Below are 19647 nucleotides of genomic sequence, written 5' to 3' on the forward strand. Positions count from 1 at the left end.
CCTCACTTAATTGTCCCGGAACGCCCGCATGAACTGGTCGCGCAGCGGCTTGGTCAGGTACGACAGCATCGAGCGAGAGCCGGTTTCGACATAGACTTCGGCGGGCATGCCGCTCTTGAGATCGAGCCCTTCCTTGCGGACCTTGTCCTGCTGAACCGCGATGCGGATCGTGTAATAGGCCTGGCGCGCTTCGGGATTGTCGGTGCGGTCGGTGGCGACGTAGATGACCTTGCCCGGGATTTCGGGAGTTGCCGCGTGGTTGAACGCGGTGAAGCGGACGCGGGCGTGCTGGCCTTCGATCACCTGGTCGATGTCGGCCGGGCTGACCATCGCCTCCACCACGAAGACATCCTTGTCGGGCACGATCTCCATGATCGGCTCGGCCGCGCGGATCACGTCGCCGATGGCCGAGAACGCGACCTTTTCGACCGTGCCCGAATAGGGCGCGCGGATTTCGGTGCGCTGCTTCTGGTCGGCGGCGGCGACCGAGCGGACCTGCTGCTGGTTGAGCGCGGTGTTGACCTGGGCAAGGTCGGTACCTGCCTGGACGCGGCGGGTCTGGACGAGCTGGATCGACTGCTCCTGCGCTTCGGTGATGCGGGCGCGGGCCTGCGCGATCTGCGACTGGAGCGAACCAACGTTGCCATCGAGATCGACCGCGGTGCGTTCCAGCTGGTTGAGCCGGTTGATCGTGACGAGCTGCTTGTCCCACAGATCCTTCACGCCCTGGCGTTCGGGCTCGATCAGCTTGCGCTGCTGCTTGAGCGCGGCGATCTGGGCTTCGAGGCCGTGGATTTCCTGGTTGTACTGCTGGACGCGCGCGGCGAGCTGCGAGCGGATCTGTCCTTCTTCCGTCTGGCGCAGGCGGAACAGCTTCTCTTCGTCCGCCATCGCCTTGCGCGCGGTGTCGGTGTTGGCGCCGGTCAGTTCGGGCGGGAAACGGATGCCGCCTTCGCCAAGGCGTTCAGCCTCCAGCCGTGCGCGCTGGGCGAGCAGCTGTTCGACGGTGAGGTTGGAAAGCGCGGCATCGGTGCCGGTGACGCGGTCGTCGAGCCGGAGCAGCAGCTGACCTTCCTTCACGTGTTCGCCATTGTGGACGAGGATCGCGTCGATCACGCCGCCGGTCGGGTGCGCGATGCGCTTCACGCGGCTTTCAACGCCGACCTGGCCGCTGCCGATCACCGCGCCGCCGATGGGCACGAACGCAGCCAGCAGGAACAGCACGACGAACAGCCCGGCAACGGTCATCAGCAGGCGCTTGAGCAGAAGCGGTTGGGCGACCTTGGCCGCGGCATCGCCTTCCCACAGCACGGGGAGCAGCATGCGCGCGGGATCGGTGGGAAGCTGGGCGTTCATGCGGAAACTCCCGAAGCGGCCGCAGTGGCGGCTTCATCGTCCTTGGCATCCGAGCCGTTGCCGGGCTCGATGCGGGTGGCGGTGTTGGCCTGCTGGATGCGCGCGAGCACGGTGTCGCGTTCGCCGAAATCGGCGATGCGGCCAGCCTGCATCAGGGCGATGTGCGTGGCCGGGCCGAGCGTTGCCGGACGGTGGGTGATCATGATGACGATGCCGCCGCGCTTGCGCATGTTCAGCACGGCATGGGCCAGTGCGGCATCGCCTGCGGCATCGAGGTTGGAATTGGCTTCATCGAGCACGAGCAGGAACGGATCGCCATAAAGCGCGCGGGCGAGGCCGAGGCGCTGGCGCTGTCCTGCGGAGAGTTCGACGCCGCCCGCCGATACGTGGGATTCATAGCCATCTGGCATCGACAGGATCAGTTCGTGGACGCCCGCCGCCTTGGCCGCGGCGACAATGCCTTCCGACGTGGCGGCGGGATCGAAGCGGGCGATGTTCTGGCCGATGGTACCGTCCATCAGGTCGACCACTTGCGGAACATAGCCGAAATAGCTGCCGAGCGTTTCGGCGTCCCATTGATCGAGCGTGGCGCCATCGAGGCGGATCTCGCCACGGTTCGGGCGCCAGATCCCCAGGATCGCGCGCACCAGCGAGGTCTTGCCGGCCGCGCTCGGCCCGACGATGGCCAGCACCTGTCCGGGCGTGAGCTGAAGGGTGACGCCCGAGACGGTGAAGCGCTGCGTGCCCGGGGGTGCGACCCACAGATCGCGGATCGCGAGTTCGCCCGAGGGGCGGCTCAGCTGGACTTCGCGGGCAGGCGGCTTGCGGTAGGCGGAAACGGCCTGGACCACCCGGCTCCAGCCTGCGCGCGCGGCGACAAGGCCGCGCCAGTTGGCGATCGCCTGGTCGACCGGCGCCAGCGCGCGGCCCGACAGCACGGAAGAGGCGAGGATCACGCCGCCGCTCGCCTTGCCATCGATCACCAGCAGCGCACCGACCGAAAGGATCAGCGATTGCAGCAGCATGCGGAACATGCGGCTTGCCCCGCCGAGACGGGCGACCGTGCGCGAAAGGTAGGATTGGGCGCCGATGAAGCTGTCTTCCCAGCCCGAGGTGCGCGCGACCAGCCGGTCCTGCATGCCCATGGCAAGCGCGGATTCGGCAAAGCGGATTTCGGCGAGCGCGGCGGCGGACCGGCCGCTGGTGATATTCGAAAGCTCGCGCGAGCCCGACATCGTGCGCCGGTTCGAGATGATGGCGAGGGCAGCCATGACGAAGACACCGAACAGCGCGGTCAGTCCCAGCCACCAGTGCAGCGAGGCGAGCACGATGAGGAACATGATCACCCAGGGCAGGTCGATCAGGGCGATAGGGCCCTGGCCCGCGAGGAACGTGTGGATGGAATCGAGGTCGCGGGTGAACTGCAGCCCGTCGCCCTTGTCCGGGCCGTTGCGCAATGGGCGGGTGACCGTGGCATAGTGCACCGCGCCGAACAGATCGTCGTGCACGCCGTTGGCGACACCGAGGAGCGCTTCGCTGCGGATCGCCTCGAACACGGCCTGGAAGGCATAGACCAGCACGAGCATCACGAAGAGGCCGATGAGGGTCGGAACAGACCGGCTTGGCAGGACCGAATCGTAGACCAGCATCATGTAGGCCGAACCCGCGAAGACCAGCACGTTGAGCAGGACACTCGCCACCGCGACGAGGACCAGGCCCCCGCGATACCGGCTTATGAATAGATTAAGAATCTGACGGTCCACGCCTTGGAAATCCCACGTTTTTTGTGGAGCTAAAGCAATAACATTACGCTCGCAAGGACGCAGGACGAGGGCTGTTACGTAGCGATTCTACGATTTTGTTAACTAAGCAAAACTTCCTGCGGTTAAGCAGGTTCAGCGCAGGTCGGGCATGCGCCCCTGGGGCTGGGACTGCTCGTCGACAGGGCGCGCGCCCTCGACCATGATTTCGCACCAGACGCCGCGCCGGTCGAAATTGAGCTCCACCGCATCGAGCCCCGGCTGGGGCATCAACAGGCGGGTCCCGACCCCTTCGCGCGATGGCGAGGATACGGGCGGCCCGCCCTGTTCCTTCCACAGGATGTACAGGCTGCGCCCGTCCACCGCGAGGAACCAGGTCAGTTCGACAAGGCCCTGATCGTCGGACCAGGCACCATGCTTGACCGCGTTGGTGGCAAGTTCGTGCAGCGCCATGATCAGGGGAATGCAGGTGCGATCGGGCAGGATCACAGGATCGCCCGAAAGCTTCAGCCGAGTGCGCCGGCCGAACAGTTCGAGCGTCCGCTCGGCGATCTCGGGCAGGCGGCCCTCGGTTTCGGTGCCGATCCGCAACAGGTCGCTCGCCTGTGCGAGCCCTTCAAGGCGGCTGGAAAATTCGCGATAGAAATCAAGCGGATTGTCCGCCTTGGGACCGCGCGAGGCGAGGGCCTGTACGATCGTGAGCATGTTGCGCACGCGATGGCGAAGCTCGCGGTTAAAGCCTTCGGCCTGTTCATGCAGCGCATCGAGTTCGCGCACCGCGCCGCGCAAGGCGGAGCCGGTGGTCAGGATCAGCCCGGCCGAGAAGCAGAACATCAGGAAGAACGCCGCGCGCATCGGGTCGATCACCGCAAACCACGCGCCGCCGCCGAACAACCGTTGCGAAACAATCGCCGCGATACAGGCGACGAGGACGGCGTATGCGGTATCGAGCAGTAGCGCCCCGATGAGGATGCTTGGCCAATAGGTGAGAAAGGGCAGGGCGCTTGTGCCTGGATCGACCAGCGCGCGTACCGCCGTGGGGAACGCAACCAAGAGAACGAGAAGCACTACTTGTTCAGCGGGAGACCGCTGTTTCACCAGCGCTTGCCGGATCACCTTTGCTCGGGTCATCTGCGTCGTTTCCTTCGAGGGCCCCTGGGCGTTCTTCGCGCCCGGCGGTTTGGTCCGCTTCGGATACTTCTATGGACCCGCATCGACGACAACGCCAGCGCCGCGATGCGCCGGCAAGAGTTAGGCTGCCAATAACATACTGGATAAACCGTGGCTTAACCACGGATCAGGTTGCGCAAATGATTGCCGAGCTGTGGCCGTTGCGTGACGAGCGGCCGTCCGCCCGATCGCGCGTGCCCGGATCAGGCGGCGCGGGGCAGCGCCATGGCGCGAGGCGGAGCGAGACGCAGCGCATCGGCCAGAGCGATGATCGTGGCCACGGCGTGCGCCTCTTCGGCGGTCAGGCCTGCGAAATCGGGCAGGAAGGCGCGGCAGGCCTGGATGAAGTTGCCGGGGTTGCGTTCAAGGTCCGACCGGTACTGGTCAAGCGAGTGGCACCCGTCGATGTCGGCCCAGCTGAGGCCCTGCGGCGAGGGGCGTTCGTGAAAGGACCAGAGCGCTAAGATTGCGCGCTCGACCGCATCGCGCGCCTGTTCGGGCAGCGCGGCGCCCGATGCACGGGCTTTCAGCCTTTGGCGATAGCGGCGCTGCCGCTCGGCGTTGGTCATGGCCATGGTGCGCACCGCATAAGGCAGGCACCGCAAGCATCCGGTTAGCCGACGTTACGTGACTGCCCTAAGGGCAACGTCAATGAAGACGGTCACTCGCCCGGATCGTTGATCGCCAACAGCGCGAGTTCGGTGCGGTTTTCGATCCCCAGCTTCTGGTACATCGCGTGAAGGTAGACCTTCACCGTGCCTTCGCCGATGTTGAGTTCCGCGCCGATGTCGCGATTGCGCATGCCGCGCGCGACCAGGCGGGCAATCTTGCGTTCGCGCGGGTTGAGCCGATCGAGCGGGCCGGCCTGCGGGCTGAGCGAAAGATCGAGCGCGCGCTGCAGGAAGATCGGGGCGATCGCCTTCTGTCCACCATGGACCTTTTCCAGCACGTCGACGAGTTCGTCCTCGGCGCCGTCTTTCGACACGATGCCATCGACGCCGGCGCGCATGACCGAAAGCAACTGGCGATCGTTGATCTCTGCCGTCAGCAGCACGATGCGGCGCTTGTCGCCCTTGGCGCGCAGCACTTCGAGCGCTTCGACCCCGTTCATTCCGGGCATGTTGATATCGAGCAAAACAATCGCCGGATCGTGCATGTCGATCGCGGCCAGGGTTTCCTCGCCGCTGGCCGTCGCGGCGACGATCTGGAACTGCGTGCCACGCAGGACGGCCTCGACGCCGGCGCGGATGAAGCCATGGTCGTCGGCTACCAGTACGGGAATCATGCGGCCATCCTTGCAGGCAGAGAGATATCCAGCGTGACGCCCTTCGTAGCGTCGGCGATTTCGAGCCTGCCGCCCAGCGCCTCGACGCGTTCGCTGATCGAACGCGGCCGAAGCGGGTCGGGGCCCGTCACGAAGCCGAGCCCATCGTCGCGAATCTGCATGCGCAACGCCCCCGCCTCGCCGATGATCGACACCGTCACGCTTGCGCAATGCCCGTGGCGCACGGCGTTGGCAACACCTTCGCGGACCAGCTGGCGCAGTTCGTAAGCCAGCTCGATCGAGACCGGCAGCGGACGCATTGCCGCATCGAGCCGCGTGTCGATGTGCCAGTGGTGCGACAGTTCGACGAGCAGGGCTTCCAGCTCTTCGGCAAGGTCGGTGCGGCGGTCGCCGTCCTCGCCCCTGCGCAGGCGATCGATCAGGCCGCGCAGCTGGACCTGTTCGCGGCGCAGGGCCTGCTTGATCGAATCGATCTCGCCCTCAGGGTCATTGCCTTCGCGGATCCACCGGCGCAGCGCCTCTATCCGGAACAGCGTGCCGGCGAGGAACTGCGCAACGCTGTCGTGCAGATCGCGGGCGAGTGCATTGCGGATGCCGGAAACCGCCGCCTCGCGCGAAAGCGAAGCCATCTCCTCGCGATCGAGCGCAAGGCCGACCTCGCGGGCGAAAGCCTCGACCAGGGGCAAGTCGTCCACCGACAGATCCCGCATCCCCCAAGCGAGCAGCTGGCCGGGGCCGGCGGCCGTCGCAAAGGATGCGATGATGCCTTCGCTGATGCCGCAGTGATCGGCGAGCGGCACAGATATCCTGCCCGTCCACGCCGCCATCCCGGCAACGGGCAGCGAGGCGATGCGCCGGCGGCGTACGGTGTCGAACATCATCGGCGCAATGCCGAGGGCAAGATCGTCGGACAGGTCGCCGGGTGCCGCCATCACGTGGGTCGACGTGCCGTCGTCCAGCACGATCTCGACCAGCGGCTCCTCGTTGCGCAGAAGCGCGATGGCAACGCCCTTGGCCCCGAGGGCGTTGCGAACCTCGGCAATCGCCTCGGCCAGCACGCGAAGGCGCCGTTCGCCCGGCACGCCGCCCGGATCCTGCAGCTCGACCCGCCGGGACAGGCGTCCATCGCCGCTCAGCCAGACCATCACGATCGAAAGAAGCAGCATGTAGACTTGCCGGCGACCGAACCGGTAGATGTCGAGATTGAAGTGCAGCATCACCAGCGCGCCACCTGCTGCGGTATTGGCTACAAGCAGCGCAAGTGCGGTGACGGCGATCCCGCGCCAGCCCCAGCGCAGGTTCGAGCTGACCAGAAGAAAGGCGGCAAAGGCCATGAAAGGACTGGAGAAGTCGCTGTTGCCGGCCTCGGTGAAATAAACTCCCCCGACGAATGCAATGATGTCGATGACGTGGACCGCGACGGCCAGGCGAAAATCGTACCACCAGCTGCGCCACGCCACGATCACGAGTGCTGCAGCCAGCGTCATGTAACCGGCCAGGATGGCAAGGCCGACGACGCCGGCACGGGCGGGCTGGGTCGGTTCTATCAGCACGGCCAGCAGGAAGACGACGGCAAGCACCGCGCGCGTGGTCGCAAGAACCTTGGCGATGCGCCGCATGAACATGCGCTGAGGTTCCTGCCTCCCCATTGGATCGACCCGTCCTCGTTCTCGTTTCGCCACGCGCCCCCCGGCATGTGGATGCAATACCTTTAGCCAACGCTGTCAATTGCACGAAACGGAAAGGGCGTAAGGTGCAATACCGCAAACGTGAACTTGCGCTGGGACGGATATTAGATCATTTTCAACTCGTGATGTGGGAAAAAATCTTTCTTCTTTGCCAATTGGATGCCTCGGATGATGAAGGGCGGATCTAAACAGGTCAGGTTGACGGGAGAACGAGGCCACCTTTCGATAGAAGGCGGTCTCGCAGGACGGCACGCTCCATGATGATGACGACCTTTCCTCTGCAGGACGAGGACGATGTTCTCGACGCACTCACGCCCAAGCAGCGGGAAGTGCTGGACCTTTTGATCCAGCACAAGACCTCCAAGGAAATATCCAGGCTTCTCGGCATATCGCCCCACACGGTCGACCAACGGATCATGCTCGCACGCGCGAAACTGAACGTCGCGACCCGCGGAGAGGTGGCGCAGCAATACCGCCGATTGGTCGAGGAACGGCGGAATTCCGCCATCTCTAGTCCCGCGATCATATGGGAAAAACCCGTATATCAGCCGTCCTATGTCGAAATGACCGAATCGGATGGGCAAGGTCCGGATCGGGAAGACGGGGTGGCGTTCCAGACCACCATAGGCCTCCTTCGCAAGGCGCCGCAGGAGACGGGGCAGAGCGAAGCGGCCAGGGCGGTCAAGGCCTACTACCGCGTTCTCCCGGAGGTGTTCGACGGACCAAACGGAACCCTGGTGCGTCTCGGCTCGATTGCCGCGATAACCGTGTTCCTGATCCTGATCGTCCTCGGCGGACTGTCGATCTTTTCGCAGCTGTCCGAGATCATCGGTCACTGATCCGTCTGCCATCTCCCGTCACAGCGGGCCCGGGCATTTGCTTTGGGCGGAAGGGGGAAGACCATGAAGTTCGAAAAGATCGAAGCGAGCGCGATGGACCGGGCCATGAGCACCGGTGTTGCCCAGTTGCGGATCACCCGTGACCTTCATCAGGCCGAAGCCGCGCTAGACGAAGCTCTCTTGCGTCAGGCACAGTTGCTCCAGACCATGGTCGGCGCGCGGCGCGAGACCGGCGTTGCGCCCTTCCTCGGCCAGGATGCGCTGATGCGCCTGCTCAAGAGCCAGCAGGGGCTGGTCGATGCGGGCGGCGAACTCGCCCGGGTCCATGGCCGTCTCAACACGATCGCGGTCGAAACCAACGGCGGCAACGATGCCTGTCCGCCCGCTGCGCGCGAAGCCGATCGCGACGACGTGGCAGCGAAGGTCGCCTGATGGTGGTTGGCTGCTGCCGGGCGACGCCCTGTCGTTCGGCAGCCGGCCGCAGGACGGCGCTGCAGAAGGTGTGATGCGCAGATGCTTTCGCTCTGGATCCCTCGCATTGCCCTGATCGTCACCGTGCTCTTCGCGGCACGGCGCGGCGGTGAGCCCGAACGGCTCGTGGCCGCGGTGCTTTTCGCCACTTTCGCACTCGACGTTGCGAACCACACCTGGTTCGGCGCACCTGATTGGTTCGCCATCAATCCCGGCCATCTCGTGATCGACACCTGGGCGTTCATCTCCCTGCTGTGGATAGCGCTGAGGGCCAACCGCGGCTGGCCCCTGTGGGTCGGTTCGGGCCAGGTGATCGTGGTCATGGGGCACATTGCCAAGGTGTGGGAGCTGGACATGGTCCGTTGGGCGTACTGGGCAATGACCCAGGTTCCCTTCGTCTTCCAGCTTTGCGTCCTGGTGATCGGCACGGTCGCACACGTCGCAAGATCACGCCGCGTTGGCGCATATGATGCCTGGCGTCCGGCCTGAGAAAGGCGGCCTTCGTGCCGCCATGTGGACCCCCAAGCTGCTGGCCAGGCCGGCGCATGGCGGTCCGGGACCGAAGGAAGTAACAGGATGACGGTAAGATCGATGATTGCCGCAGGGCGCGAGGGAAGCCTGGCCGTTCAGCAACTCCCCAACAGCACGGACCGCGAGGACGGTTCGCTCGTCCCCACCACCACCACCGGCCATGCCGCGCTGGCGCTTGCCCACGAACTCTATGTCGGCAGGCGCAAGCGCGAACGCTTCCTGAGCGGCGACCTGTTCGGTGAGCCCACCTGGGACATCCTGCTCGACCTCTACGTCGCCGCGCGCGAGGATCGCCGCGTACCGACCACCAGCGCCTGCATCGGGGCCCACGTGCCGCCGACGACAGCCCTGCGCTGGCTGCGCATTCTTGAAGCCAAGGGGCTGGTTGAACGCGAAGACGACGGCCGCGATGGCCGCCGTACGTTCGTCCGCCTGACCGACCGGGGCCTGCTGGCCATGGACGGCTGGCTGGAAGGCATGCTGCTCGCGCTCGACAAGGCGATGGCCAAGGCCAAGGCACAGCCCGCAGGCTGAACTGACCAAGCGCGAGCGGTCAGTGCATCAGCGGCGGTAATACCGGCACTTGCGCTGCCCCTTCTTGGCGATTTCGTGCCCTGCGACACCGCCAGCGGCCGCGCCGAGGATGGTGGCAGTGGTGCCACCGGCAATCACGTTGCCGAGAATGGCGCCGCCGGCCGCACCGACGACGGCACCTTCGGTCTTCGAAAGGCGCTTGCCGCAACGCGCCTCGGCGGGGGCTGCGGCAAGGACCGAAAGGGCGCCGACGGCGAGCAGGGCGGGGCGGGTAAATCGGAACATCGAACGAACTCCTGTGGATCGGAATGGAACGAGCGAAACGTGCCCGCCAACGCTCCATTCCTGCCCGAGTTCCGGCGCGGCTGCCAGAGCGGTTGCGGCCAACCGCTCGTCGCAGCGCGCCTCGCCGGCCGTCAGCTGTCCTGCTGACGCCGCTGCTGGCGAGACATCCCGCCGCGCTGACCGTCGCTGCCGGCGTCCTGCTGCTGCTCCATCTGCTGCGACCCATTGCCCTTCCGGTCACCGCCGCCCTGTTGCTGTTCAGCCTGCGATGCGGGCCGCCCGTCCTGGCCGTGACCCTGGCGATGGTCGCCGCCCATCTGCCCGCCGAGCGAGCCTTGGTCTGCCCCACCGCCCTGCGCGCCGGGGACGTTGCCGTTGTTCTTGCCGTTCATCATCGTTCTCCCGCACCGCGTTCATGATCATCGGTGCACGCGATCAACCGGGCGGAGGGGGAAGGCGTTCCTCCTCGAAGGCCCCTGCGCGCGCATTCCGCCGCACGCCCAGCACGCTACGGTCTTCATCCAGGTCGATGACGAGGTCGGCGCGGTCCGGGAGATCATCCAGCAGCGCACGCGTGATGCGCTCGTAGTGGGCGATGAACCGGGCGAGTGCGACGGAGTCCATGCCTCGCCCCGCCTGGCGCAGCGGCTCTTCCTGTTCGCCGCGCCACCGTGCGACGATGTCGAAGCCGGGGGCGCGCAACATCACGAGGAAGTCGATCCGCGCAAACAGCGTGGCATAGTCTCCGGCCAGCGCCGCATCGGCATGGCCGCGCCAACGTCCATCGGGATCTTCTTCCGCTTCGAGCCTGTTGATCGGCCGCGAAAGGCCTGCCGCGCCTTGCGGCCTTGCGCCGAGGCACCAGCCTTCGAGGATCAGCACGCGAGTATCCCGGTTTGCCCGGGGCCATTGCGCTTCGGGCAGGCGATCGTCGGCGCCCTTGTCGAAGCGGGGCAGCGCAGCCGCTTCGCCCCGCTGAAGCGCGGCGATCACGTCGAAGCCGAGCGCGATGTCGTGCGTGCCGGGGACGCCGCGCGTGGCAAGCAATGGATGGACCGTTTCGGCAAGGATGCGCCGCTCGGCCTTCGTGCGATAGAGATCGTCGAGCGAGAGGATCGCCGTGGCGCAGCCGCGTGCCCCAAGCCGCGCGGCGAGGGCTGTGGCAAGCGTCGACTTCCCCGATCCTTGCGCGCCGCTCAGTCCAATGACCAGCAGGCGGCCTTCGTGCGATGGCAGGAGCTTTGCGAGCTCGGCATCGACGATGTCGAGGGCGGACAGGGGCCCAGTCACGTGTTCTCCCGCGGCGATTGCCGGGGCAGGCCTAACAGGGCGGCGGCCGACTGACCAGCCGCCGCCCCGTTGCGATCAGTCTTGCAGGACCCAGCGTACAGCCGTCTCGTATGCGCCCGGCATGGCGGTGCCTTCGCTGCTGCGAGCAGGTTCGAACCGTGCGCGCCGGGTGACGCGGTCGCAGGCCACGGTGTCGAGTTCGGGATGTCCGCTGCTCGCCGTCACTTCGCAGCCGCTCGGCCGTCCGTCTGCACCGATGCTCAGGCGCAGGCGGGTAACGCCGGTCCATTCCTCGCGGATCGCCCGCGTGGGATAGTCGTTGCGGGTGATCCAGCTGCCGGGATCGCCCTTGGCCCGCGCCGCCGTGGCCGGGCCGGTGGGCGTTGGTGACGGATCGGGCTTGAGGAACGGCTCCTTGGGACCGAGATCGATCGGTCCCAGGGGCGGAAGCAGGGGCCCAGGATCAAGCGTTCGCGTGTCTGTCGATGGAACCAGCGGATCCAGCGGCGTGCGCGGCGCGGTGCTGTCGGTATGCGCGCGCGCCGCAGTGCGTGGCGATGGTTCGGGCTTTGGCGGCTTGGGCGGCGGTGGCATCCAGTTCCAGTTCTGGTTGTCGAGGCCCCTGTCGATCACCCGGGTGATAATCCCGCCCGCAAAGGTGGAGAGCAGCGCCGCTCCCAACCCCACATGCAGCGCGATCACCGCCGCGCCTGCACCGAGCCTTCTACGCCCGCCGCGTTCCGCTCCATATCCCATGGCCACACCCTCTCTCGAATGCCGCCCCGATCCCTTGCTCGACCGGCCTGTCGGATCAAAGGCCGGGGACGGTCTGGTTATTCGAGCAAGCCTACGCCTTATTTCTCTACCGCAAAGGTAGAACAAACGAACGGCCCGGTTCCGTTCCAAAAAACAAGAGGCCCCTCTTCCGCCGGGGAAGAGGGGCCCTTCGAGCCTGGCCGGGTCCGCCCATTGCCGGGCGGTCGGGCCGAAGATCAGAAGCTCTTGCGCACCGTCATGCCGATCTTGCGCGGCGTGCCGATGTTGTAGCCGATGCGCGCGCGGCCACCGCGTTCGCGGTCGAGCGAGAGCAGCGGCGTTTCGTCGAACAGGTTGTTGACGTAGAGCAGAACCGACAGGCCGTTCTTCCATTCAACCCCGGTCGACAGGTTGACGAGGTTGTAGCTCGGCAACTGGTACGAGCCGAAGCTGTAGGTTCCCGAACCCGAAGCGCCGGTGGCCGGGTTGAAGAACAGCGAGTTGCTGAAGTTGCCCGCGCCGGCTTCCTGGTCGGACGGCTGGGTGAACCGGTTGCCGACGTGGCTGAAGGTGGCGTTGAAGGTCCAGTCCATGTCGTCGGCAACGGCATAGGCGTAGCTGGCGGTGGCCGACATCTGGAACTTCGGCACGGTCGGCAGGCGGTTGCCATCGCGGATGCCCGCAATGATGTTGCCGCCGGCGTCGGTCACGTTGCTGTCGAACTTGGAATCGATCACGCTGCCGTTGATCGACAGGTCGAAGCCCGGCGCGGGGCGCGCGCTGAGTTCGACTTCAAGACCCGCGGTGTGCGCCTTGGGCACGTTGAACACCACGCGCGACGAGCACGAGCCGGCGTCCGCCGTCACCTGCAGGTTGCGGATGCGGTTGTAGAACACCGCGGCGTTGAAGGTCACCCCGCTGGTCGAAGCCTTCACGCCGGCTTCGTAGTTCCACAGGCTTTCGTCCTTGTAGTTCGGACGCCCACCGTAAGTTGCGGCATCCGGACCGTTGGCGCCGCCCGAGCAGAGCGGGATGTTGAGTGGATCGTTCACGCCGCCAAGGCGGAAGCCCTTCGACGCCTGCACGTTGAACGACAGGTCGCGGCTGGGTTCGTAGCTGACGATGAAGCGCGGGTTGAAGCCGTTCGACTTGGTCTTGTCGCCGATATTGCGATCGCCGTTGGCGAAGACGCCGCCGGAGATGAAGTTGCGGGTTTCCTTGAAGTCGTAATAGCGGCCGCCGGCGGTCAGCTTGAAGTCGCCAGCCTTGTAGCTGGCTTCACCAAACACCGCGAACTGCTTGATCTTGTAGGGAATGTCGGCGTTGTAGGGCGAATCCGCCGGGAAGCCGTTGGCCACGGCATCGGACACGCCCGCGCCCAGCGCCGCGTCGATATAGGCATCGTAGCCGGGCGTCGGCAGGCGCTGTGCGTAGGTGCGCTTGATGTCGCTGTAGAAGCCGCCGAGCACCCACTGCAGCGGGCCCGCACCGGTGGAGGACAGGCGCAGTTCCTGCGTCCAGGTGTCGAGCTTGGTGGTATCGCGCAGGTTCGAAGGCAGGTTGATCGCATCTGCGGGCAGGCCCAGGCTGACCCCGACCGAACCGGTCAGCGCCGATGCATCGCGGCTGACGAGGATGTTGCGGTGGATGTAGCTCGTCACCGAAGTCACATCGATGTTGTCCGTCACAGGCGCGTTGATGGTCAGGTCAGCGAGCGTGGTCTTGTCGTGGAACTGCTCGCGCAGCTTCAGGTACTGCGTGCGCTCGTCGATCGGCGCGCCGCCGGCCAGCGGGCTCTGGTAGAGGTTGTAGACGTCCTCGCGGTTGAAGCCGTTGACCTTGATATCCTGGTAGACGATGCGCGGCGTGATCTTGAGCCCTTCGACGGGTTCGAGCAGCAGCGCGGCGCGGCCGCCGAAGCGTTCGCCATCGTTGATGTTCTTGCCGGCGGCCGGGCCGATGGCGTTGATGAAGCCGGCGAAGTGTTCGCCATAGCCGACCACGCGCAACGCGGCCTTTTCGCCCAGCGGCACGTTCACCGCGCCCTTGAGCGAATAGCCCACGTCGCCGCCCTTGAATACGTTGACGTCGCCGGCAACCTGGCCCTCGGTCTTGCCGAGCTTGGGCTGGTTGGTGATGTAGCGGACCGTGCCGCCGACCGAACCGGAACCGAACAGGGTGCCCTGCGGACCGCGCAGCGTTTCGACGCGGTTAAGGTCGAACAGATCGAAATCGGGGGTGAACAGCGACAGCGAGGTCACCGATTCATCGAGGTAAATGCCGACCTGTTCCTTGACGCCGGGCTGGTCGCGGACGATCTGGCCGGCCGAGACGCCGCGCACCGAGACCTGGCTCTGGCCGGGCCCGAGGTTCTGGACGGTAAGGCCGGCGACCGCGCGCGAGATGTCCTCGATCGAGTTGGCGCCCATCTTCTCGATCTGCGCCGACGTCTGCGCGTTCACCGAGAACGGCACTTCCTGGATGCTCTGTGCGCGCTTGGTGGCGGTGACGATGATTTCGTTGCCGTCCGAAGCCGTAGCGTCGGCGGTCTGGGCGTGGGCCGGCGCAGCGACAAAGAAAAGCGCGGTGGTCGAAGCGAGCAGCATGCTGCGCGCCGTGATGGCGTGACGGGCCATTTCAAGTCCTCCCTGCAACAACATAAGGGTTGTGTTCTTAACGACGCCGATTGGCGTCATGGGGTCTTATTGCTGCAACTGCGCAGGGTCGCGCAATCCTGCCTGCAGGTGCAGCATTGATTTGCCGCCCGCCTGTGATTCCATTGCAACAGGCGGCGTTCAACCTGCTGGGAACATGGTGTTATTTGGAAGGGATCAGGCCCACGCCTTCGCGAAGATGTCGAGCCGGGCCAGCATGCGTGCCTTGTATTCGTCGCCCAGCCACGCCGCGCTGATCGCATTGCGTTCGATCTGCAGCAGTTCGGCCTTGGTCAGATTGCTGCGCCTTTGTGCGCGGATCAGCACCTCGGTCAGGTACTCGCTGCCCATATAGGCCGGATCGTCCGAAGCGATCGTCACGTTGAGCCCGGCGTCGAGCATTCCGCGCACCACTTCGATATCGCCGCTTTCGCCGCGGACTTGTCCAGAAAAGCTCGGACACACGGTGAATGACAGACCGCGCTGTTTGGCCAAGGCGACCAGTTCCGGCGACTGCAGGATGTTGCCGCCGTGGTCGATGCGGTCGACCTTCAGGTCAACGATCGCCTGGCGAATGTGGGCGAGCGTGTTCTCCTGGTTGACGTCGCAGTGGACGGTCACTTTCAACCCGGCGGCGCGCGCCTTGGCGAAATGCGCGGCGAACTTGCCGGGCGGGTGCCCCCTTTCGTCGCTGTCGAGACCCACCCCCACCAGATGCTCGCGATAGGGGAGGGCGGCGTCGAGCGCTTCCATCGCGGTATGCGGATCGAGATCGCGCACGAAGCACAGGATGAGGCCCGAGGAAATGCCGTAGAGCTTGGCCGCCTCCGCACGGGCGCGACTGATGCCCAGGATGACCGTCTCCATCGCGACGCCGCGCTTGAGGTGTTCCTGCGGATCGAAGAACATCTCTGTATGCAGCACGTTCTGCGATGCCGCCTTGGCGAGATAGGCGAGCGCAAGATCGTGGAAGTCCTGCTCGGTGACCAGCACCTTCATCCCGTCGTAGTAGATCGCCAGGAAACTCGGAAGGTCGTGGTACTGATAGCTCGCCTTCATCGCGGCGACATCGGCGAAGGGCAGGGTGATGCCGTTTCGCTGGGCAAGCATGAACTTCATCTCGGCCTCGAGCGTGCCTTCGAGATGCACGTGGTATTCGGCCTTGGGCATCACGCGGATGAAGCGCGCCATGTCGATTTCATCAGGGGTTGCCGGCACCGGCATGGGCGGCAGCGCAAACGGGGCTGGCGCGGGCGTCGCAGCCGCGGGCGTCGCTTCCTGGGCCAGTGTACGGCCTGCCATCATCGCGCCGCCGATCGCTGCAGCGCCCCGCACCATGTCCCGCCTTGTCAGCCCCATCTCCGGTACTTGCTCCTCTGTCGCGTTCGTTGCACCTATCCCAACGAGGCGCGCGCTATGTCCAGCGCCTTGTTCGACCGGCCTCGCCGGCAGGGCCGAAAACACGCTCCCGCTTGACCGGGCGGCCCGTCTCCACTAGGGGCCGCAGCGTTCCGCAGCCGGATTCGGTTTGCGGGAAGAGCTGAACATTGCCGGTGCGTGCGCAAGACCCGTCTTTCGCGTCATCCGTCAAAGTAACCCGGCGCCAAGGCACGGGTGGAGCGTTTCAAGCTCGTCATGGTGTCCTTTTGCAAGGGCAGCGCCCGCTTTTGACAAGCGGTGACGGTCTTTTCTCTCTTCGCCACGCGGCCCCGAGCGCCACAGTCAAGGTGAAGAGTACTTCATGCCTACGATCAACCAGCTGATCCGCAAGGGTCGCGAACCGCAGAAGGCCAAGAGCAAGGTCCCTGCGATGGAGCAGAACCCGCAGAAGCGCGGCGTTTGCACCCGCGTCTACACGACCACCCCGAAGAAGCCGAACTCGGCGCTTCGCAAGGTCGCCAAGATCCGTCTGACCAACAGCCGCGAAGTCATCTCGTACATTCCGGGTGAAGGCCACAACCTGCAGGAGCACTCGGTTGTGCTGATCCGCGGCGGCCGTGTGCGCGACCTTCCGGGCGTTCGCTACCACGTCCTGCGCGGCGTGCTCGACACCCAGGGCGTCAAGGATCGCAAGCAGAGCCGCTCGAAGTACGGCGCCAAGCGTCCGAAGTGACGGCCCCTTCAGGCCGTCATCCCAGCGAAGGCTGGGATCGCTGGCGGCCTTGAGGAGCGGTTCGCTCTAAGGTTTTACAAACGTCGCAACAGGCCGAAAACGATCCCAGCCTTCGCTGGGATGACGGATTTCAAAGGGTCTTGCGGCGGTTTAACAAGGAATTTGCGATGTCTCGTCGTCGTCGTCCCGAAAAGCGGGAAATCCTGCCTGATCCGAAGTTCGGTGATCAGGTCCTGTCGAAGTTCATGAACAACCTCATGCTCGACGGCAAGAAGTCGGTCGCTGAGTCGATCGTGTACGGTGCGCTGGACACCATGCAGACCCGCGCCAAGGCGGACCCGCTGCAGCTGTTCCACGATGCGCTGAACAACGTGAAGCCGCAGATCGAAGTCCGTTCGCGCCGCGTCGGTGGTGCGACCTACCAGGTCCCGGTCGAAGTCCGTCCGGAACGCGCCCAGGCGCTCGCCATCCGCTGGCTGATCACCGCTGCGCGCAACCGCAGCGAGACCACGATGTCGGCCCGCCTTTCGGGCGAGCTGCTCGACGCCGCCAACAACCGCGGCAACGCGGTCAAGAAGCGCGAAGACACCCACCGCATGGCCGACGCGAACCGCGCGTTCAGCCACTACCGCTGGTAAGGTGTCCGGACGTTTCTGGCGTCTTTAAACGGTCACGAACGTAACCATATGGGGCGGGCCTGACATTCAGGCCTCCCCAGCACCCAAGGAAACCTCCCATGGCCCGCAGCCATCCGCTCGAGCGCTATCGCAACTTCGGCATCATGGCGCACATCGACGCCGGCAAGACGACGACGACCGAGCGCATCCTTTACTACACCGGCAAGTCCTACAAGATCGGCGAAGTCCACGACGGCGCCGCCACCATGGACTGGATGGAACAGGAACAGGAACGCGGCATCACGATCACGTCGGCCGCGACGACCTGCTTCTGGCAGGATCACCGCCTGAACATCATCGACACCCCCGGCCACGTCGACTTCACCATCGAAGTCGAACGTTCGCTGCGCGTGCTTGACGGCGCGGTCGCCGCGTTCGACGGCGTTGCCGGCGTCGAGCCGCAGTCGGAAACCGTGTGGCGCCAGGCCGACAAGTACGGCGTGCCGCGCATGTGCTTCATCAACAAGCTCGACCGCACCGGCGCGAACTTCAAGTACTGCGTGCAGACGATCATCGACCGCCTGGGTGCCAAGCCCGCGGTGCTGTATCTGCCGATCGGCGCCGAAAGCGACTTCAAGGGCCTGGTCGACCTCGTCGAACAGCGCGCGATCATCTGGAAGGACGAATCGCTGGGCGCCGAATTCTTCTACGAAGAAATCCCGGCCGACCTCGCCGACGAGGCCGAGCTCTATCGCTCGCAGCTCATCGAACTCGCCGTCGAACAGGACGACGATGCGATGGAAGCCTACCTCGAAGGCAACGAGCCCGACGTCGCAACGCTCAAGGCGCTGATCCGCAAGGGCACGCTGGCGCAGGCGTTCGTGCCCGTGCTGTGCGGCTCGGCGTTCAAGAACAAGGGCGTCCAGGCGCTGCTCGACGCGGTCGTCGACTACCTGCCTTCGCCGCTCGACATTCCTGACGTGCAGGGCGTGAACCCCGACACCGACGAGCCGGACACCCGTGCGACCTCGGACGATGCTCCGTTCTCGGCGCTCGCGTTCAAGATCATGAACGACCCCTTCGTCGGCTCGCTGACCTTCACCCGCATCTATTCGGGCACGCTGACCAAGGGCAGCTACCTGAACTCGGTGAAGAACAAGAAGGAGAAGGTCGGCCGCATGCTGCTGATGCACTCCAACAACCGCGAAGACATCGATACCGCCTATGCGGGCGACATCGTTGCTCTGGCCGGTCTGAAGGAAACGACGACGGGCGACACGCTCTGCGCCGAAAAGCAGCCGATCATCCTTGAGCGCATGGAATTCCCCGAGCCGGTCATCGAGCTTTCGGTGGAACCGAAGACCAAGGCCGACCAGGAGAAGATGGGCATCGCGCTCAACCGTCTCTCGGCCGAAGACCCTTCGTTCCGCGTCTCGACCGACCATGAATCGGGCCAGACCATCATCAAGGGCATGGGCGAACTTCACCTTGAAATCCTCGTCGACCGCATGCGTCGCGAATTCAAGGTCGAAGCCAACGTCGGCGCGCCGCAGGTGGCCTACCGCGAATACCTCGGCAAGCCGGTCGACATCGACTACACCCACAAGAAGCAGTCGGGCGGCACCGGCCAGTTCGGCCGCGTCAAGGTCAAGCTGACCCCGGGTGAGCGCGGTTCGGGCTTCGTCTTCAAGGACGAGATCAAGGGCGGTAACATTCCGAAGGAATATATCCCCGCGATCGAGAAGGGCTTCCGCGAAACCGCCGAAACCGGCTCGCTGATCGGCTTCCCGATCATCGACTTCGAAGTCCTGCTCTACGACGGCGCGTACCACGACGTCGACTCGTCGGCACTGGCCTTCGAAATCTGTGCCCGCGGCGCCATGCGCGAAGCGGCCCAGAAGTCGGGCATCAAGGTCCTCGAACCGATCATGAAGGTCGAGGTCGTGACGCCGGAAGAGTTCATGGGCGACGTCATCGGCGACATCAACAGCCGCCGTGGCCAGATCCAGGGCACCGACAGCCGGGGTAACGCCCAGGTCGTCGAAGCCATGGTTCCGCTCGCGAACATGTTCGGCTACGTGAACCAGCTGCGCTCGTTCACGCAGGGCCGGGCGAACTACTCGATGCAGTTCTCGCACTATGACGAGGTCCCGGCGAACGTCGCGACCGAACTCAAGTCGAAGCTGGCCTGATCGGGTCGATCCGAACGGTTCTGAAGACCCACCTGTAATGCTTGCCTGATCGATCCGATCAGGCTAGGGGCGGCGCCTGATTTTCTGGCGAGTCCGGCTGGTGCCG

At 65.1% G+C, this 19647-nt stretch carries 19 protein-coding genes; 7 read left to right on the forward strand and 12 right to left on the reverse strand.

Features of this window, described 5'->3' with window-relative positions; translation table 11 throughout:
* Positions 1 to 6 precede the first annotated feature (6 nt).
* The 6 genes from AACH40_RS04145 to AACH40_RS04170 form a co-directional block, all read right to left on the reverse strand.
* Complete coding sequence (locus tag AACH40_RS04145) at positions 7 to 1356, reverse strand: HlyD family type I secretion periplasmic adaptor subunit (protein WP_338644317.1); 1350 nt, start codon at positions 1354 to 1356, stop codon at positions 7 to 9.
* Entirely contained in the window at positions 1353 to 3119 is a 1767-nt protein-coding gene (locus tag AACH40_RS04150; RefSeq protein WP_338644318.1) for a type I secretion system permease/ATPase, read from the reverse strand. The genes AACH40_RS04145 and AACH40_RS04150 overlap by 4 nt, the downstream gene beginning before the upstream one ends.
* A gap of 132 nt (positions 3120 to 3251) precedes the next feature.
* Entirely contained in the window at positions 3252 to 4247 is a 996-nt protein-coding gene (locus AACH40_RS04155) for a sensor histidine kinase (RefSeq protein ID WP_338644319.1), read from the reverse strand.
* Positions 4248 to 4489: 242 nt separating this feature from the next.
* On the reverse strand, positions 4490 to 4861 hold the full coding sequence (locus AACH40_RS04160; protein WP_338644320.1) for a hypothetical protein: 372 nt from the start codon (positions 4859 to 4861) through the stop codon (positions 4490 to 4492).
* 86 nt (positions 4862 to 4947) lie between these two features.
* Complete coding sequence (locus tag AACH40_RS04165) at positions 4948 to 5571, reverse strand: response regulator (RefSeq protein WP_169492421.1); 624 nt, start codon at positions 5569 to 5571, stop codon at positions 4948 to 4950.
* Positions 5568 to 7196 (reverse strand): sensor histidine kinase, encoded by a 1629-nt coding sequence (locus tag AACH40_RS04170; RefSeq protein ID WP_338644321.1) that lies wholly within the window; start codon positions 7194 to 7196, stop codon positions 5568 to 5570. Before AACH40_RS04170 ends, AACH40_RS04165 begins: the two co-directional genes overlap by 4 nt.
* 320 nt (positions 7197 to 7516) lie before the next feature.
* Here AACH40_RS04170 and AACH40_RS04175 point away from each other — a divergent pair, with 320 nt between their 5' ends.
* The 4 genes from AACH40_RS04175 to AACH40_RS04190 all read left to right on the forward strand — a co-directional run bounded on the left by AACH40_RS04175 (position 7517) and on the right by AACH40_RS04190 (position 9634).
* The gene (locus tag AACH40_RS04175) at positions 7517 to 8098 is read left to right on the forward strand and encodes a helix-turn-helix transcriptional regulator (RefSeq protein WP_338644322.1); all 582 of its coding nucleotides are present in this window, start codon (positions 7517 to 7519) and stop codon (positions 8096 to 8098) included.
* A 63-nt stretch (positions 8099 to 8161) separates the two neighbouring features.
* On the forward strand, positions 8162 to 8530 hold the full coding sequence (locus tag AACH40_RS04180; RefSeq protein WP_338644323.1) for a hypothetical protein: 369 nt from the start codon (positions 8162 to 8164) through the stop codon (positions 8528 to 8530).
* Positions 8531 to 8611: 81 nt separating this feature from the next.
* Positions 8612 to 9058 carry a hypothetical protein gene (locus AACH40_RS04185; RefSeq protein WP_338644324.1) on the forward strand — a complete coding sequence of 149 codons (447 nt, stop codon included), beginning with the start codon at positions 8612 to 8614 and terminating at the stop codon, positions 9056 to 9058.
* Positions 9059 to 9145: 87 nt separating this feature from the next.
* On the forward strand, positions 9146 to 9634 hold the full coding sequence (locus AACH40_RS04190; protein WP_169492424.1) for a MarR family transcriptional regulator: 489 nt from the start codon (positions 9146 to 9148) through the stop codon (positions 9632 to 9634).
* 27 nt (positions 9635 to 9661) lie between these two features.
* Here AACH40_RS04190 and AACH40_RS04195 read toward each other — a convergent pair whose 3' ends face one another.
* From AACH40_RS04195 to add, 6 genes are all read right to left on the reverse strand, one after another.
* Positions 9662 to 9919: a glycine zipper 2TM domain-containing protein gene (locus AACH40_RS04195; RefSeq protein ID WP_169492425.1), complete on the reverse strand. Its 258-nt coding sequence runs from the start codon at positions 9917 to 9919 to the stop codon at positions 9662 to 9664.
* Positions 9920 to 10050: 131 nt separating this feature from the next.
* On the reverse strand, positions 10051 to 10314 hold the full coding sequence (locus AACH40_RS04200; protein WP_338644325.1) for a hypothetical protein: 264 nt from the start codon (positions 10312 to 10314) through the stop codon (positions 10051 to 10053).
* A gap of 40 nt (positions 10315 to 10354) precedes the next feature.
* Complete coding sequence (locus AACH40_RS04205; protein ID WP_422394882.1) at positions 10355 to 11209, reverse strand: kinase; 855 nt, start codon at positions 11207 to 11209, stop codon at positions 10355 to 10357.
* A 75-nt stretch (positions 11210 to 11284) separates the two neighbouring features.
* On the reverse strand, positions 11285 to 11965 hold the full coding sequence (locus AACH40_RS04210) for an energy transducer TonB (protein WP_338644326.1): 681 nt from the start codon (positions 11963 to 11965) through the stop codon (positions 11285 to 11287).
* A 236-nt stretch (positions 11966 to 12201) separates the two neighbouring features.
* Positions 12202 to 14601, reverse strand: coding sequence for a TonB-dependent receptor (locus AACH40_RS04215; RefSeq protein ID WP_338644327.1), 2400 nt, complete (start codon positions 14599 to 14601; stop codon positions 12202 to 12204).
* 195 nt (positions 14602 to 14796) lie between these two features.
* Complete coding sequence (add, locus tag AACH40_RS04220; protein WP_338644328.1) at positions 14797 to 15978, reverse strand: adenosine deaminase; 1182 nt, start codon at positions 15976 to 15978, stop codon at positions 14797 to 14799.
* Positions 15979 to 16360: 382 nt separating this feature from the next.
* Between add and rpsL the strand changes: the two genes are divergently transcribed.
* From rpsL to fusA, 3 genes are all read left to right on the forward strand, one after another.
* Positions 16361 to 16732: a 30S ribosomal protein S12 gene (gene rpsL, locus AACH40_RS04225; protein ID WP_169492430.1), complete on the forward strand. Its 372-nt coding sequence runs from the start codon at positions 16361 to 16363 to the stop codon at positions 16730 to 16732.
* A 167-nt stretch (positions 16733 to 16899) separates the two neighbouring features.
* Complete coding sequence (gene rpsG, locus AACH40_RS04230; RefSeq protein ID WP_169492431.1) at positions 16900 to 17370, forward strand: 30S ribosomal protein S7; 471 nt, start codon at positions 16900 to 16902, stop codon at positions 17368 to 17370.
* A gap of 98 nt (positions 17371 to 17468) precedes the next feature.
* Positions 17469 to 19541: an elongation factor G gene (gene fusA, locus AACH40_RS04235; RefSeq protein ID WP_169492432.1), complete on the forward strand. Its 2073-nt coding sequence runs from the start codon at positions 17469 to 17471 to the stop codon at positions 19539 to 19541.
* Positions 19542 to 19647: the final 106 nt, after the last annotated feature.

Origin of the sequence: Novosphingobium olei, assembly GCF_037076535.1 — a bacterium.
In the GTDB taxonomy this organism is placed as follows: Bacteria; Pseudomonadota; Alphaproteobacteria; order Sphingomonadales; family Sphingomonadaceae; genus Novosphingobium; species Novosphingobium olei.

Excerpts from the sequence above, each read along its gene's own strand:
- AACH40_RS04145 (WP_338644317.1), bottom strand. The coding sequence starts at position 1,356 with ATGAACGCCCAGCTTCCCACCGATCCCGCGCGCATGCTGCTCCCCGTG.
- AACH40_RS04155 (WP_338644319.1), bottom strand. The coding sequence starts at position 4,247 with ATGACCCGAGCAAAGGTGATCCGGCAAGCGCTGGTGAAACAGCGGTCT.
- AACH40_RS04160 (WP_338644320.1), bottom strand. The coding sequence starts at position 4,861 with ATGGCCATGACCAACGCCGAGCGGCAGCGCCGCTATCGCCAAAGGCTG.
- AACH40_RS04165 (WP_169492421.1), bottom strand. The coding sequence starts at position 5,571 with ATGATTCCCGTACTGGTAGCCGACGACCATGGCTTCATCCGCGCCGGC.
- AACH40_RS04170 (WP_338644321.1), bottom strand. The coding sequence starts at position 7,196 with ATGTTCATGCGGCGCATCGCCAAGGTTCTTGCGACCACGCGCGCGGTG.
- AACH40_RS04175 (WP_338644322.1), top strand. The coding sequence starts at position 7,517 with ATGATGATGACGACCTTTCCTCTGCAGGACGAGGACGATGTTCTCGAC.
- AACH40_RS04180 (WP_338644323.1), top strand. The coding sequence starts at position 8,162 with ATGAAGTTCGAAAAGATCGAAGCGAGCGCGATGGACCGGGCCATGAGC.
- AACH40_RS04185 (WP_338644324.1), top strand. The coding sequence starts at position 8,612 with ATGCTTTCGCTCTGGATCCCTCGCATTGCCCTGATCGTCACCGTGCTC.
- AACH40_RS04190 (WP_169492424.1), top strand. The coding sequence starts at position 9,146 with ATGACGGTAAGATCGATGATTGCCGCAGGGCGCGAGGGAAGCCTGGCC.
- AACH40_RS04195 (WP_169492425.1), bottom strand. The coding sequence starts at position 9,919 with ATGTTCCGATTTACCCGCCCCGCCCTGCTCGCCGTCGGCGCCCTTTCG.
- AACH40_RS04200 (WP_338644325.1), bottom strand. The coding sequence starts at position 10,314 with ATGATGAACGGCAAGAACAACGGCAACGTCCCCGGCGCGCAGGGCGGT.
- AACH40_RS04210 (WP_338644326.1), bottom strand. The coding sequence starts at position 11,965 with ATGGGATATGGAGCGGAACGCGGCGGGCGTAGAAGGCTCGGTGCAGGC.
- AACH40_RS04215 (WP_338644327.1), bottom strand. The coding sequence starts at position 14,601 with ATGGCCCGTCACGCCATCACGGCGCGCAGCATGCTGCTCGCTTCGACC.
- add (WP_338644328.1), bottom strand. The coding sequence starts at position 15,978 with ATGGGGCTGACAAGGCGGGACATGGTGCGGGGCGCTGCAGCGATCGGC.
- rpsL (WP_169492430.1), top strand. The coding sequence starts at position 16,361 with ATGCCTACGATCAACCAGCTGATCCGCAAGGGTCGCGAACCGCAGAAG.
- rpsG (WP_169492431.1), top strand. The coding sequence starts at position 16,900 with ATGTCTCGTCGTCGTCGTCCCGAAAAGCGGGAAATCCTGCCTGATCCG.
- fusA (WP_169492432.1), top strand. The coding sequence starts at position 17,469 with ATGGCCCGCAGCCATCCGCTCGAGCGCTATCGCAACTTCGGCATCATG.